Source organism: Pseudomonas resinovorans NBRC 106553, from assembly GCF_000412695.1.
Taxonomy (GTDB): Bacteria; Pseudomonadota; Gammaproteobacteria; order Pseudomonadales; family Pseudomonadaceae; genus Metapseudomonas; species Metapseudomonas resinovorans_A.
This window is the reverse complement of record NC_021499.1, coordinates 6227652-6242380: the sequence shown is the minus strand read 5'-3', so window position 1 is coordinate 6242380 and position 14729 is coordinate 6227652. Positions and strand designations below refer to the sequence as shown.

Annotated in this window: 11 protein-coding genes; 5 read left to right on the top strand and 6 right to left on the bottom strand. The window is 66.3% G+C overall.

The window, feature by feature from the left end; all coding sequences use genetic code 11:
• The first annotated feature begins 34 nt into the window (after window positions 1–34).
• Together PCA10_RS27980 and PCA10_RS27975 are read left to right on the top strand one after the other, a co-directional pair.
• The gene (locus PCA10_RS27980) at window positions 35–697 is read left to right on the top strand and encodes a GntR family transcriptional regulator (RefSeq protein ID WP_016495463.1); all 663 of its coding nucleotides are present in this window, start codon (window positions 35–37) and stop codon (window positions 695–697) included.
• A gap of 219 nt (window positions 698–916) precedes the next feature.
• Window positions 917–2677 (top strand): cation:proton antiporter, encoded by a 1761-nt coding sequence (locus tag PCA10_RS27975; RefSeq protein WP_016495462.1) that lies wholly within the window; start codon window positions 917–919, stop codon window positions 2675–2677.
• A gap of 141 nt (window positions 2678–2818) precedes the next feature.
• Here the strand turns inward: PCA10_RS27975 and PCA10_RS27970 are convergent, their stop codons facing one another.
• On the bottom strand, window positions 2819–3226 hold the full coding sequence (locus PCA10_RS27970; protein ID WP_016495461.1) for an SMI1/KNR4 family protein: 408 nt from the start codon (window positions 3224–3226) through the stop codon (window positions 2819–2821).
• A gap of 127 nt (window positions 3227–3353) precedes the next feature.
• Between PCA10_RS27970 and PCA10_RS27965 the strand changes: the two genes are divergently transcribed.
• The gene (locus PCA10_RS27965) at window positions 3354–3806 is read left to right on the top strand and encodes a GNAT family N-acetyltransferase (RefSeq protein WP_016495460.1); all 453 of its coding nucleotides are present in this window, start codon (window positions 3354–3356) and stop codon (window positions 3804–3806) included.
• Between the two features lie 131 nt (window positions 3807–3937).
• Window positions 3938–4402 carry an aminoacyl-tRNA deacylase gene (locus PCA10_RS27960; protein WP_016495459.1) on the top strand — a complete coding sequence of 155 codons (465 nt, stop codon included), beginning with the start codon at window positions 3938–3940 and terminating at the stop codon, window positions 4400–4402.
• Between the two features lie 275 nt (window positions 4403–4677).
• Here PCA10_RS27960 and PCA10_RS27955 read toward each other — a convergent pair whose 3' ends face one another.
• The 3 genes from PCA10_RS27955 to uvrD form a co-directional block, all read right to left on the bottom strand.
• Entirely contained in the window at window positions 4678–5535 is an 858-nt protein-coding gene (locus tag PCA10_RS27955) for a Tim44 domain-containing protein (RefSeq protein WP_016495458.1), read from the bottom strand.
• A 124-nt stretch (window positions 5536–5659) separates the two neighbouring features.
• Complete coding sequence (locus PCA10_RS27950) at window positions 5660–6235, bottom strand: TetR/AcrR family transcriptional regulator (protein WP_016495457.1); 576 nt, start codon at window positions 6233–6235, stop codon at window positions 5660–5662.
• 205 nt (window positions 6236–6440) lie between these two features.
• Window positions 6441–8621, bottom strand: a complete 2181-nt coding sequence (gene uvrD, locus PCA10_RS27945; RefSeq protein ID WP_016495456.1) for a DNA helicase II — start codon at window positions 8619–8621, stop codon at window positions 6441–6443.
• A 201-nt stretch (window positions 8622–8822) separates the two neighbouring features.
• On the opposite strand from uvrD, the gene PCA10_RS27940 reads away from it, so the two are divergent.
• The gene (locus PCA10_RS27940; RefSeq protein ID WP_016495455.1) at window positions 8823–11708 is read left to right on the top strand and encodes a putative bifunctional diguanylate cyclase/phosphodiesterase; all 2886 of its coding nucleotides are present in this window, start codon (window positions 8823–8825) and stop codon (window positions 11706–11708) included.
• A gap of 17 nt (window positions 11709–11725) precedes the next feature.
• On the opposite strand, the gene trhP is transcribed toward PCA10_RS27940, so the two are convergent.
• Window positions 11726–13051 carry a prephenate-dependent tRNA uridine(34) hydroxylase TrhP gene (trhP, locus tag PCA10_RS27935; protein WP_016495454.1) on the bottom strand — a complete coding sequence of 442 codons (1326 nt, stop codon included), beginning with the start codon at window positions 13049–13051 and terminating at the stop codon, window positions 11726–11728.
• Between the two features lie 235 nt (window positions 13052–13286).
• Window positions 13287–14711 (bottom strand): glucose-6-phosphate dehydrogenase, encoded by a 1425-nt coding sequence (zwf, locus tag PCA10_RS27930; RefSeq protein WP_231866703.1) that lies wholly within the window; start codon window positions 14709–14711, stop codon window positions 13287–13289.
• Window positions 14712–14729: the final 18 nt, after the last annotated feature.

The window sequence follows — 14729 nt, the reverse complement described above, 5'->3', positions numbered from 1 at the left end:
CCGGCGCCGCCGGCCCTTGCACGGTGATATGCCCATGGCCGACAACCTGCAGGAACAGCTTTACCAACGATTACGCGAGGGCCTGCTGGCAGGCCATTTCCAACCCGGCGAGCGGCTGAAGATCCGCGATCTTGCCGCCGCCTGGGGCACCAGCCCGATGCCGGTGCGCGCCGCCTTGCAGCGCCTGGTGGCCGAAGGCGCCCTGGAGGGCGAGCCACAGCGCTCGGTGCGCGTGCCACCGATGACCCGCGAACGCTTCAAGCATATCTTCCAGGTGCGCATGGCGCTGGAAGGCATGGCGGTGGAAGCGGCGGCGGGCCGACTCTCCCGCGATGAGCTGGAGATATTGCGGGGCTGCATGGAGCGCATGGACATCGCCATCGAACAGCGCGATGTGCAGGGCTACCTGACCGACAACAGCCAGTTCCACCGGGTGCTCTACGGCGCCTGCGGCAATCCGGTCCTGCTGCGCACCATCGAGAATCTCTGGCTGCAGGTCGGCCCCTTCTTCAACCGCCTGTTCACCGAGGCGGACCTCTCGCTGCGACTCAACGACTTCCACGAGGACGCCTTCAAGGCGTTGCAGGATGGCGACGGCAAGGCCGCGCGCTTCGCCATCGAGCAGGATCTCACCTACTTCGGCCAGTTCCTCCTCAACCTGCTGGAACTGGACTTCGCCCAGGCCCGCAGCGGCTGACCCAGCCTCCACGGGGGCGAGCTGGCCTCGTTCCCGTAGGACTCTTCAGGCAAGTGTTTCTGCATATTGCGCCGTCATGGCGAGACAGGTCGCAGTGATAATCTGCGAACGTTCCTTGCATGAATTTCCCTATTTCCTACATGGCTCCACAGGAGCCGAGCGAGTTGCCCGCGCGCGGGTCCGCTGTGCCGCGCATTGCAGAAGAAGGAGTCCGTCGCCATGCATGCCGTTGCTTTCATCCAGGATCTTGCCGTGATCATGCTGGTCGCGGGCATGGTGACCATCCTCTGCCACCGCTTCAAACAGCCGGTGGTGCTGGGCTACATAATCGCCGGCTTCATCATCGGCCCGCATACGCCGCCCTTCGGGCTGATCCACGACGAGGAAACCATCAAGACCCTCGCCGAGCTGGGGGTGATCTTCCTGATGTTCTGCCTGGGCCTGGAGTTCAGCCTGGCCAAGCTGTTCCGGGTCGGGGCCACGGCCTTCATCGCCGCCTTCCTGGAAATCGTGCTGATGATCTGGATCGGCTACGAGATCGGCAGCTACTTCGGTTGGAGCACCATGGATTCGCTGTTCCTCGGCGCGATCCTGGCGATCTCTTCCACCACCATCATCGTCAAGGCCCTCAGCGACCTGAAGATGAAGAACGAGCGCTTCGCGCAGCTGATCTTCGGCGTGCTGATAGTCGAGGACATCCTCGGCATCGGCATCATCGCGCTGCTGTCGGGTATTGCCGTGAGCGGCTCGGTGGAAACCGGCGAAGTCTTCGCCACGGTGGGCAAGCTCAGCCTGTTCATGATCGTCGCCCTGGTCATCGGCATCCTGCTGGTGCCGCGCCTGCTGGCCTACGTGGCCAAGTTCGAAAGCAACGAGATGCTGCTGGTGACGGTGCTGGGCCTGTGCTTCGGCTTCTGCCTGCTGGTGGTGAAGCTGGAATACAGCATGGTGCTGGGTGCCTTCCTGATCGGCGCGATCATGGCCGAGTCGCGCCAGCTGGTGCAGATCGAGCGCCTGGTGGAGCCGGTGCGCGACCTGTTCAGCGCGATCTTCTTCGTCGCCATTGGCCTCTTGCTCGACCCCGCGGTGCTGGTGGAGTACGCCTGGCCCATCGTCGTCATCACCATCGCCGTGGTGCTGGGCAAGATGGTCTCCTGCGGCCTCGGTGCCTTCATCGCCGGCAATGACGGGCGCACCTCGCTGCGGGTCGGCATGGGCCTGTCACAGATCGGCGAGTTCTCGTTCATCATCGCCGCCCTGGGCGTCACCCTGCAGGTGACCAGCAACTTCCTCTATCCGGTGGCGGTGGCCGTGTCGGTCATCACCACCCTGCTCACGCCCTACCTGATCCGCGCCGCCGACCCGCTCTCGGCCAGGCTGGCCAAGGTGATGCCGCGCCCGCTGGCGCGGGTGTTCGGCTACTACGGCGACTGGCTGCGCAGCATCCAGCCCCAGGGCCAGAGTGCGGTGCTGGCGGGGATGATCCGCAAGATCCTGCTGCAGGTGATGGTGAACCTGGCACTGGTGGTGGCGATCTTCCTCGGCATCGCCTACTTCGCCGGCACCCTGGCCGAGTACCTCAGCCAGTGGGTGGCTTCGCCCAACTCGCAGAAGGCGCTGATCTGGGGCGGCGCGTTGCTGCTCTCGCTGCCCTTCCTGATCGCCGCCTACCGCAAGCTCAAGGCGCTTTCCATGCTGCTGGCGGAAATGGGCGTGACCCCGGACAAGGCCGGCCGCCACACCGAGCGGGTGCGCAAGGTGATCGCCGAGGTTATCCCGTTGCTCTCGTTGCTGGGCATCATGCTGCTGCTGATGGCGCTCTCCGCGAGCATCCTGCCCACCCTGGAGCTGCTGGTGCTGATCGCCCTGGTGGCCGCCAGCGTCAGTGCGCTGCTCTGGCGCTGGCTGATCCGCGTGCATTCACGGATGCAGATCGCCCTGATGGAGACCCTGGAACAGAAGCGCGATGGTCATCATTGACCCTACTCCGGGGCGAGAATCTCGCGAGCTGGAGCGAGGCCAGGAAGAAGCAGCCGAGAGAGCGGAGTTTACGACTGTAAATGAGCATCTCGAGGCTGTTTCCGACAACGCATCGCCGACGCGCAGCAGAGCGATCGGGGCTCAGTCGGCGAGCCAGACGTCTCGCGCCCAGTGCCAGACGGTGTCCCAGCTCTCATCGGTGAGCTCGCCCTCGTCGCCGTCCCACAGCAGGACTTCGCCTTCGCCATCCACCAGGTAGTAGTTGCGACCGTCCTGGCACAGCGGCACGAGGTCGCGGGGCACGCCCAGGTCCCAGGCGACGGCGGCGACTTCCGGCAGGTAGGTATGGGATTGCGGGTCGGTGGCGGTCACCGGCTCCAGGCGGCCGTAGACCACGTCGCTGACCTTGAGCAGGAATTCGCGCAGCTCGAAGGGCAGGTTGATCAGCATCTGCTCCTCGATTTCCACCAGCAGCTCCTCGTCCGGCAGCTCCAGGGGAACGGGAACCGGCTCGTTGAGTTCGCGCAGCTGTTCGATGACTTCTTCCATGGCGACAGGCCCTCATGCATTGGGATGCGCTTTATACAGTAGCCCGCCGGTACAGAAAATCGCAGGCGTGATACTCCGCGCGGACGGGCCAGCCATTATCCTCATGCTTTTCGCCAAGGAGTCCGACATGGCCATCGACTGGAGCTGCAAACACCACCGTGAACTCGACAAGGAGGAGCTGTACGCCTTCCTCGCCCTGCGCTGCCAGGTGTTCGTGGTGGAGCAGAACTGCCCCTACCAGGACGTCGACGGCCAGGACCTGGAAGCCGATACCTGCCACCTGATGGCCTGGGAGGACGGCAAGCTCCTGGCCTACCTGCGCCTGCTGGACCCGGCCACCCAGGACGGTGACGTGGTCATCGGTCGGGTGGTCAGCTCCCTCGAGGCGCGCGGTCGTGGCCTGGGCCACGGGTTGATGGAGCGCGCCCTGGAGGAGGCCGGGCGGCGCTGGCCGGGCATGCCGGTGTACCTCTCGGCCCAGGCGCACCTGCAGGGCTATTACGGGCGCTATGGCTTCACTTCGGTGACCGAGGTGTACCTGGAAGACGATATCCCCCACATCGGCATGCGCCGGGCTTAGGCCCAAGGCTGCTTTGGCACAGTCTTTTCAGTACCAACTGCTCGGTCCTGCCGGGTCATGCTGACTAAACTTTGATCACCTGAACCGCTGCCCGAGGCAGCCCCACCCTGGTTATCCACAGGAGGTGCATCATGCGAATGGCCGCAACCCTGCAGCGCAGCCTGGAACGGGCGCATGCGCGTTTCGACCTGGTGCCGCACCCGCATTCGGCTACCAGCCTGGAGTCGGCGCGGGTGGCCAATGTACCCGCCGAGCGCCTGGCCAAGTCGGTCATCCTCGACGACCGCCACGGTCATTTCCTGATGGCGGTGCTTCCTTCCAGCCGCCATCTGGACATGGGCAAGGTGCGCAAGGACTCGAAGATCTGGCAACTCACCCACGAAGCCGACCTGGCCCGCCTGTTCAAGGACTGCGAGCTTGGCGCCGTGCCCGCCGTGGGCGACGCCTACGGCATGAACATGCTGGTGGACCCGCAACTGACCCGGCAGCGGGACATCTACCTGGAAGCGGGCGACCACGAGAACCTGGTGCATATGCGCATGGACGACTACCTGAAGCTGGTGCCGGATGCCGAAGTCTGCGAGCTCTGCCACTAAAGGCCAAGATTTGCTGCGCGTCGGAATAACTGCGTTGCAAATGGCTTCGGGCTGCTCATTTACAACTCGTAAACTCCGCGCCCTCAGCCATTTGCGCCTTGTTCTTCTCTAGCTCGCTAAATCATGAAGAAGCTCAAGGGTGTTCTGCCGCCGGTGCCGCCGCCGTTCTGGTTCCGTCGATCCCTCGCTCGCCGCCGCTGGCGGCGGGGCGGTGGCCGGCGCCAATGAAAAACCCCGGGACAGGCCCGGGGTTCTTTTGTTGCGAAGACGCTCGATCAGTTCTGACGGATGCCCGCCACCAGCCAGGGCTGGTTGTCGCCGTTCACACGCTCCATGCGCCAGCTCTCGCTGAACGCCTCGCCCTGGTCGAAGCGCGAGGACTTGGAGACGCCGACGAAGGTCAGGGTGGCGACGGTCTTGTCGGCCAGTTCGTCGATGCCGTCCAGTTGCACCTGCAGGTTGTCGATGTAGGTGGACTGGTAGGCGTCGCCCAGGCTGGCGCGTTCTTCTTTCAGGAAGCTGAGCATCTGCGGGGTGACGAACTCGGCGATCTTGTCCATCTCGGCCGCGTCCCAGTGCTGCTGCAGCGACAGGAAGTGCTCGCGGCCGGCTTCGATGAAGCGCTGCTCGTTGAACCAGCTCGGGGCGTTGAAGGCCGGCTGGGCCACCGGGGCGGAGCTGCCGAAGATCGGCGACTGCTGCTGGGGCATCTGCGGCATTTCACGCTGGAACGGCGCATGGCCGGCCATGGCCGGGCGGCCCTGCTGCTGGGCACGCTTGCGCGCGGCCAGGAAGCGGAAGATCAGGAAGGCGATCAGGCCGATGATCAGGAAATCGAAGATCTGCATGCCGTCGAAGCCGTCGCCCATGAACATGGAGGCGAGCAGGCCACCGGCGGCGATGCCGGCCAGCGGGCCGAGCCAGCGGGACGCGCCACTGGCGGCGGCCGCTTTACCGGCGACGCCCGGAGCGGCGGCGTTCGGCGCCTGCTGGGCGGGTGCTGCCTGGCGGGTCTGGTGGGTCGGCGCGGAGCCGAAGGACTTGCCGCCGCCCATACGCTTGGCGGCGTTGACATCCAGGCTGAGCGTCAGGCTGACGCAAAGGGCCAGGGCAATACTGAGAAATCGGCGCATCAGAGGCTTCTCTTGGTTATGGATCTACGCGCGCCATGCTGCACAGTCGCGCCCCTGATAGCTAGCGGCAGAATGTTTCGGGATTTTGTCGCACAGCTCGGTCGGGCGTTTCCGGGCATGCCGTTCATCTGCGCAGTAGGAACACCAGGGGACCACAACGCAATTGGCGACGCAGCAGGGCGCGCAGGTCGGCGTCGTCTTCCAGGGGGTGGCGCAGCCAGTGGACGAAGGTCCGCAGGTAGGCGCCGGTGAGCAGGCTTTCTTCGGCGATGCGGCACAGGTGCAGGGTTTCCCGCTGCGCCGCCTCGCGCCACCACTGCACGGTACGACTGACCCGCAGCAGGCCCTGGACCTGCAGGTGGACGTGCCCCGGCTCCAGTTTGTAGAGCAGCATCTGCCCGGTGACCTCACGGTGCTTCGCGAGGGCGCCGAGCCAGGCCATCAATAGTTCTTCCAGGCGCTTCTCGGCGCTCAACTCGGCCAGGTCGCCGCCCTTGCCGCGCTCCAGCAATGCCAGGTCGGCGCGGTCGAACCAGGCTTCCACCAGGTCGTCCTTCTGTTGGTAATGCTTGGCGATGGCGTCGAGGCCGACCTCGAGCTCCCTGGCCACCTCGAACAGGTGCAGGCGTTCCCAGCCGCAGGTGTCGGCGAGGTTGAGGGCGCAATCGAGTATCTGTTGGGCGCTGGGGGAGCGGGGCATGGACGTACCTCCGCCACTGAGTATGACCAAGCGCGCGATGATGGCGACGGGACCGGACGGGCGGAGGATGGGTTGAGCGCAGCGATACCTGTAGGTTGGTGCAGAGCGAAGCGAAGCCCAACGTGAGGATGCTGGGCCCGGATCGTTGGGCTTCGCGTAGCTCAGCCCAACCTACGAGCGCGCTCCTACACGGATCGAGGGTCGCTTACAGCGGCTGCAGCTTGGCGTAGGCCAGCATCAGCCACTTGCTGCCCTCGCTCTCGAATTTCACCTGCACCCGTGCCTGGGCGCCGGCGCCTTCGAAGTTGAGGATGGTGCCCTCGCCGAACAGCGCGTGCTGGACCCGCTGGCCCAGGGAGAAGGGGGTTTCCGGTACCGCAGCGCCATCGAAGATGGAGCCGTGGCGGCTGCCGCCACCCATGGGACGGCTGATGCTGTTGTTCAGCCGCACTTCGCGGATCAGCGGCGACGGCACTTCGCGGACGAAGCGCGAGACCTTGTTGTAGGTCTCGCTGCCGTACAGGCGGCGGGTCTCGGCGTAGGTCATCACCAGGCGCTGCATGGCGCGGGTCACGCCCACGTAGGCCAGGCGGCGTTCCTCTTCCAGGCGGCCGGGTTCTTCCAGACTCATCTTGTGCGGGAACAGGCCTTCTTCCATGCCCACCAGGAACACCAGGGGGAATTCCAGGCCCTTGGCACTGTGCAGGGTCATCAGCTGCACGCTGTCCTCGAAGGCGTCCGCCTGGGTCTCGCCGGCCTCCAGGGAGGCGTGGCTGAGGAAGGCCTGCAATGGCGTGAGGTCTTCCTCTTCCTCGTTGTTCTCGAAGGCGCGGGCGGCGCTGACCAGTTCTTCCAGGTTTTCCACCCGGGCCTGGCCTTTCTCGCCCTTCTCGTCCTTGTGGTAGGCCACCAGGCCGCTCTGCTCGATGACCGTCTGGGTCATCAGGTGCAGGGGCATGTCCAGTGCCTTGGCGGTGAGGTTCTCGATCAGTTCCATGAAGGCCGACAGGGCGCCCGAGGCGCGGCCGGGCAGGGCCTTGTTGGCGATCATCAGGCGGATCGCCTCCCACATGGAGACTTCATTGACGCGGGCGAACTCGCGGATGCTCTCCACGGTTTTCTCGCCGATGCCGCGCGGCGGCACGTTGATCACCCGCTCCAGGGCGGCGTCGTTGCCACGGCCGTCGAGCAGGCGCATGTAGGCCATGGCGTTCTTGATTTCGGCGCGCTCGAAGAAGCGCTGGCCGCCATAGATGCGGTAGGGGATCTTCTCCCGCAGCAGGGCTTCTTCCAGCACCCGCGACTGGGCGTTGGAGCGGTAGAGGATGGCCATTTCGCTGCGGGTCATGCCGTCTTTCAGCGCGCTTTCGATGCTTTCCACCACATAGCGCGCTTCGTCGTGCTCGTTGTAGGCGGCATAGAGGCCAATGGGCTCGCCGTCCTCGCCGTCGGTCCAGAGCTCCTTGCCCAGGCGCCCGTTGTTGTTGGCGATCAGGGCGTTGGCGGCTTTCAGGATGCTCGCGGTGGAGCGGTAGTTCTGCTCCAGGCGAATTACCTCTGAATCGGGGAAATCGCTGGAGAACTGCTGGATGTTCTCGATCCGCGCGCCGCGCCAGCCGTAGATCGACTGGTCGTCGTCACCCACCACCATCAGGCTCTGGCCGCCCTTGGCGAGCAGGCGCAACCAGGCGTACTGCACGGCGTTGGTGTCCTGGAACTCGTCCACCAGCACATGGCGGAAGCGCCGCTGGTAGTGCTCCAGCAGGCTCGGGCGGTCGCGCCAGAGGTCGAGGGCGCGCAGCAGCAGTTCGGAGAAGTCGATCACCCCGGTGCGCGCGCAGGCGGCCTCGTAGGCTTCGTAGATCTTCAGCATGGTGCCGAGGAACAGGTCGCCGCCGGCCTGGATGTGCTGCGGGCGAATGCCCTCGTCCTTCTGTCCGTTGATGAACCACTGGGCCTGGCGTGCCGGCCAGCGTTGCTCGTCGAGGCCGAGGTCACGGATCACCCGCTTGACCAGGCGTTGCTGGTCGTCGCTGTCGAGGATCTGGAAGTTCTCCGCCAGGCCGGCTTCCTGCCAATGGGCGCGCAACAGGCGGTGCGCCAGCCCGTGGAAGGTGCCGACCCACATGCCCGCCGGGTTGATCCCCAGCAGCTGCTCGATGCGCTGGCGCATCTCGGCGGCGGCCTTGTTGGTGAAGGTCACCGACAGGATCGAGTGGGGCGAGGCCTGCTCCACCTGGATCAACCAGGCGATGCGGTGCACCAGCACGCGGGTTTTGCCGGAACCGGCGCCGGCAAGCACCAGTTGACGCCCCAACGGGGCCGCTACGGCCTGGCGTTGAGCATCGTTGAGGGAGTTCAGGAGGAGGGAGAGATCGTCATGCATCGCGGCATTCTATTGGGGTGGCCGGGGGAGGGCAAACCGATGACCGGATGGTCAGCCGGACGGTCGCCGAAGCCCGGACCAGAGACCCCGCCAAAGTTGCGGCTGCGACCATTGGCCGCCTCGCGCATAAAGCTATTGCAGCTTCTCCCCGCTCGGGTAAGCTCCGGGCTCGCTTAGGCAGACCACTACAAAAAAGCGCCTATGACCGCCAATTCCATGCCCGCCGACCAGGCTTCGCCGCTGGTCGACAGCCGCGAGATTCGCCAGCAGTTCGCGACCGATATTGCCGCCGAACGAACTCGCCTGCTTTATCAGGGATCCCAGGTCCCGACCCTGTTCATGCTGCTCAATGGCCTGGCGTGCGCCTATCTGCTCTGGGGGCCGGGCAACAGCCTGCTGCTCGGCGGCTGGCTGGTCTGGCTGGTGCTGCTGGCCATCCTGCGCCTGATCCAGGTCGCCGCCTTCAAGAACGTGGCGCCCTCGCAGCAGGCCAACCCGCGCTGGCGCCGCGCCTTTCTCCTCGGCGCCGGCGCCTCCGGCCTGACCCTGGCGTTCGCCGCCGTGGCCCTGGTGCCGCCGGACGCCTTCCTGCAACAGGCGCTGGTCTACGGCCTGATCGCCGCCGCCATCCTCTCCGCCAGCGTCGCCTACGCGGTCAGCCTACCGGCCTTCCTCACCTTCGCCATGCCCTGCCTGCTTCCCGCCACCAGCTACCTGCTGCTGGCGGATACGTCGTTGCTCAGGGGTTGGGGCGTGCTCGGGGTGATACTCACCGTCTCGCTGCTGGTGGTGGCCTGGCAGGTCAACCGGCTGGTGCAGCGCAGCCTGCTGCAGCGCTTCCAGAACCTGGCGCTGATCGGCAACCTGGAACTGGCCAAGGCCCATGCCGAGGGACTCAACGAAGAACTGGGCCGCGAAGTGGAACAACGCCGTCGCGCCGAGCGCGACCTGCGCCGCGCCCATGGCGAGCTGGAAATGCGCGTGGCCCAGCGCACCCTGGAGCTGGCCGATGCCAGCCACGCCCTGTCCAAGAGCGAGGCGCGCCTGGGGCTGGCCCTTGAGGCCAGCGAACTGGGGCTGTGGGACTGGAACCTGGAAACCGACGAGGTCCACCATTCGCAGCTCAAGGCGATCTTCGGCATCGAGGGCGACGACATCACCCGCGTGCTCAGCGACCTCAAGCCGCGCCTGCACCCGGAGGACCTGCCGCTGCTGCGCCGGGCCCTCGTGGAGCACCTGAAGGGCCGCACCGACGGCTATTCCATCGATTACCGGGTGCGTCACGCCGACGGCCACTGGGTCTGGGTGGAAGACCGTGGCCGCGTGGTGGAGCGGGACGAGCACGGCAAGGTGCTGCGCATGCTCGGCACCCGTCGCGATATCACCGCGCGCAAGGCCCAGGACGAGGAACAGCGCCTGGCGGCCACCGTGTTCGAGGCGGCCAGCGAAGGGATCATCATCCTCGACCCGGAGTACCGGGTGATCCAGGCCAACGCGGCCTTCAGCCAGGTCACCGGCTACCGCCAGGAAGAGGTGATCGGTCATAGCGTCGCCACCCTGCTGGGAACCCGCGAGACCCGTCGCCGCTACCACCTGATCCGCCAGGATCTGGAGCAGAGCGGCAGCTGGAGCGGCGAGCTGATGGATACCCGCAAGAATGGCGAGCTCTACCCCCAGTGGTTGCAGCTCAACGTGGTGCGCGACTCGCGGGGCTGCGTCAGCCATGTGGTCGGCTTCTTCGCCGACCTCACCGCTCGCCGCGAAGCCGAGGAACGCCTGCGCTACCTGTCCAACTACGACGAGCTCACCGGCCTGGCCAACCGCACCCTGTTCAAGGACCGCCTGCACGAGGCCAGCCAGCGCGCGCGCCAGAGCGGCCGTAGCCTGGCCCTGCTGCACATCGACCTCGACCGCTTCAAGGTGCTCAACGACAGTCTCGGCCATGAAGTGGCCGACCAGTTGCTGCGCCAGGTCAGCCGCCGCCTGACCCAGGCGGTGCCCGAGGCCGATACCATCGCGCGGCTGTCCGGCGACGAGTTCGCGGTGATCCTCGACGCCTATGGCAGCGTCGCCAGCCTGGCGCGCCAGGCCAGCCGCCTGCTCGGCAAACTGCGCATGCCGATGACCGTGGGCGGCCACGAGCTGGTGATCAGCGGCTCCCTGGGCATCAGCCTGCTGCCCGACAACGCCCGCGACATCTCCGCGCTGATCAGCCAGGCCAACATGGCCATGCAGCACGCCAAGCACCTGGGCGGCAACAGCTTCCAGTTCTTCACCGACAACCTCCAGGCCTGCACCCTGGAGCGCCTGCAACTGGAGAACCAGCTGCGCAAGGCGATCGCGGAAGGCCAGTTGGAGGTCTTCTACCAGCCCAAGCTGTGCCTGGCCGACAACAGCCTGAATGCCGCCGAGGCGCTGGTGCGCTGGCGCCATCCGCAACAGGGGCTGGTGCCGCCGGGGGACTTCATCGGCCTGGCCGAGGAAACCGGGTTGATCGCCCCCATCGGCGAGTTCGTCCTGCGCCAGGCCTGCCAGCAGGCCCGCGAGTGGCAGCGTCAGGGCCTGGCGGATATCCGTGTCTCGGTGAACCTGTCGATGCATCAGCTGCGCCAGGGCAACCTGGTCAGCCTGGTGCGCGAGGTGCTGGCGGAAACCGGCCTGGCGGCGCACCTGCTGGAACTGGAGCTGACCGAGAGCCACCTGCTGGAAAACGTCGAGAACGTCATCGCCACCTTCCACCAGCTGCGCAAGCTGGGGGTCAAGCTGGCCATCGACGACTTCGGCACCGGCTACTCGTCGCTGAGCTACCTCAAGCGCTTCCCGGTGGATTACGTGAAGATCGACCAGACCTTCATCCGCGACCTCTCCGCCGGCAGCGAGGACGCCGCCATCACCCGCGCGATCATCGCCATGGTCCACAGCCTGGAACTGATGGTGGTGGCCGAAGGCGTGGAGACCCAGGAACAGCTGAGCTTCCTGCGCAGCCAGCATTGCGACGAGATCCAGGGCTACCTGATCAGCCCGCCGGTGCCGGCGCCGCAGTTCGCCCGGCTGCTCGAGGAGCAGGCCACCGCGTCCTGGCGCTGAATTCGGATTTGTAGGAGTCAGGCGCTCGCCGCAGTACGGCTGTTGCCGCTGGAGAACCAGCGCAGCAGCAGGGCGTTCTCCAGGGGCAGGTCGGACGGCAGCGGCAGGTACAGGGTGTGGCCATCCCCCGGGGCCACCGCCTTGCGCTCACCGAAACGGTTTTCCAGGGCCTCCAGGCGGAAGTCCTGGTTGCCCTGCGGGGTCATCAGCTGCAGGCGATCGCCCACCGCGAAATGGTTCTTCACCCGCACTTCCGCCAGGCCGTGGCGGACCACCCCGGTGAGCTCGCCAACGAACTGCTGGCGCTCGGCGAGGGAATAGCCGTGCTCGTAGTTCTGGTACTCGTCGTGGACGTGGCGACGCAGGAAGCCCTCGGTGTAGCCACGGTTGGCCAGGGATTCGAGGTCGTCCATCAGCGCGCGGTCGAAGGGCCGCCCGGCCACGGCGTCGTCGATGGCCCGGCGGTAGGCCTGGGCGGTGCGCGCCACATAGAAGTGCGACTTGGTGCGGCCCTCGATCTTCAGCGAGTGCACGCCCATCTGCAGCAGCCGCTCCACATGGTGCACGGCGCGCAGGTCCTTGGAATTCATGATGTAGGTGCCGTGCTCGTCTTCCCAGGCGGACATCAGCTCGCCGGGGCGGTTGGCCTCCTCGAGCAGGAACAGCCGCTCGCTGGGCGTGCCGCAGCCGAGGGTGGGCACCAGTTGGCCCAGCTCGTCCTCCTGTGCCGGCTTGGCGCCGTACTGCCAGCGGCAGGCGTTGGTGCAGGTGCCCTGGTTGGGGTCGCGGCGATTGAGGTAGCCGGACAGCAGGCAGCGCCCGGAATAGGCCATGCACAGGGCGCCGTGGACGAACACTTCCAGTTCCATGCCCGGCACCTGCTCACGGATCTCGCCGATTTCCTCCAGGGACAGCTCGCGGGACAGGATCACCCGCGACAGGCCCTGCTGTTGCCAGAACTTCACGCTGGCCCAGTTCACCGCGTTAGCCTGCACCGAGAGGTGGATGGGCATGTGCGGGAAGTGCTCGCGCACCAGCATGATCAGCCCCGGATCGGACATGATCAGCGCATCCGGCCCCATGGCGACCACCGGCTCCAGGTCCTTGAGGAAGGTGCGCAGCTTGGCATTGTGCGGGGCGATGTTCACCACCAGGTAGAAGCGCTTCCCGGCGGCCCGGGCTTCAGCGATGCCGAGGGCCAGGTTGGCATGGTCGAACTCGTTGTTGCGCACTCGCAGGCTGTAGCGCGGCTGGCCGGCGTAGACGGCATCCGCACCATAGGCGAAGGCGTAGCGCATGGCCTTGAGGGTTCCGGCGGGGGAGAGCAGTTCGGGGTTGTGCATGGCGCGGCTCGCGGAGGCTGGGCGAAGGACGCGCGATTCTAGGGAGGGCGGCGCTGGGGGTTATTGAGCTGGAGCAATGGGATGGCGGGGCATCCGCGGCGGCTTCGGCCGTTGTAGGGGCGAATTCATTCGCCAGGCGAGTCGTAGACCCGCCCTGGGGCCATGGGGCCGCTGGGCGGCCCTTGGCGATTGAAATCGCCCCTACAGGAAGTGGGCCGTGCAGCCTGCCGGCCGATCAGTCGTGCCAGGCGCGCTGGTGCAGCTCCAGCAGGCTGTGGGCCTGTTCCGGGCCGGTGGAGCCGGCGGGGTAGGGGCGCGGGCTCTGGTAGTACTGGTGCCAGCCTTCGAGGATGGGGTCGACCCACTGCCAGGCCGCTTCCACCTCGTCGCGGCGCATGAACAGGGTGGAGTCACCCTCGATCACGTCCAGCAGCAGGCGCTCGTAGGCATCCCAGCGGCGCTGCTGGCTGAAGGCCTTGGCCAGGTTGAGGTCCAGCTCCACCGGTTCCAGGTTCATGCCCTTGCCCGGGGTCTTGGCCATCAGTTGCAGGCTGATGCGCTCTTCCGGTTGCAGGCGGATCAGCAGGCGGTTGGCCTCGCCGTCGGCGAACAGGCGGTGGGGCACCGGCTTGAACTGGATGACGATCTCCGAGTACTTGCGCGCCAGGCGCTTGCCGGTGCGCAGGTAGAAGGGCACGCCGGCCCAGCGCCAGTTGTCGATCTCGGCCTGCACGGCGACGAAGGTTTCGGTGTCGCTGTCGTTGTCGACGTTCTTCTCGAAGTAGTAGGCCGGTACTTCCTGGCCGCCGATCTTGCCGGCGCTGTATTGGCCGCGCACCGTCTTGTCGCGCACGTCCTGCCCGGAGATCGGCTTGAGCGCCTCGAGAATCTTCACCTTCTCGTTGCGCACCGCCTCGGCGTCGAAGCGCACCGGCGCTTCCATGGCCACCAGGCAGAGCAGCTGCAGCAGGTGGTTCTGCACCATGTCGCGCATCGCCCCGGAGCGGTCGTAGTAGGCGCCGCGGTTCTCCACGCCGAGGGTTTCGCAGACGCTGATCTGCACATGGTCGATGTGCCCGGCGCGCCAGATCGGCTCGAACAGGCCGTTGGCGAAGCGCAGCGCCATGAGGTTCTGCACGGTTTCCTTGCCCAGGTAGTGGTCGATGCGGAACACCTGGGATTCGTCGAACACCTTGCCGATGGCGGCGTTGATGGCGCGGGCCGATTCCAGCGAATGGCCGATGGGCTTCTCCAGCACGATGCGCGACTGCGGGTTGGCCATCTGGGCGATGGCCAGGTTCGCGGCGATGTCTTCGAACAGGTCGGGCGCGGTGGCCAGGTAGTAGACCCGCCCGCAACCGGGGTCGGGCCCCAGGTACCGCGCCAGGCGCACGAAGTCGGCGCTCTGGGAGACGTCCATGGCGAGGTAGTCCAGGCGTTCGGAGAAACCGCGCCAGGCCTCGCTGGTGAAGTCGGCGCGGGCCACCTGGGCCCGGCAGCGGCGCTCGGCCAGCGCGCGGTAGCCGTCGCGGTCGAGGCTGTTGCGTGCCACGGCGAGGATGCGCATGCGCGGATGCAGGCGCCCCTCGCGGTGGAGGTGATAGAGCGCCGGAAGCAGCTTGTGCAACGCGAGGTCGCCGGTGCCGCCAAAGACGAGCATGTCGCAGGAGCTGGTCAA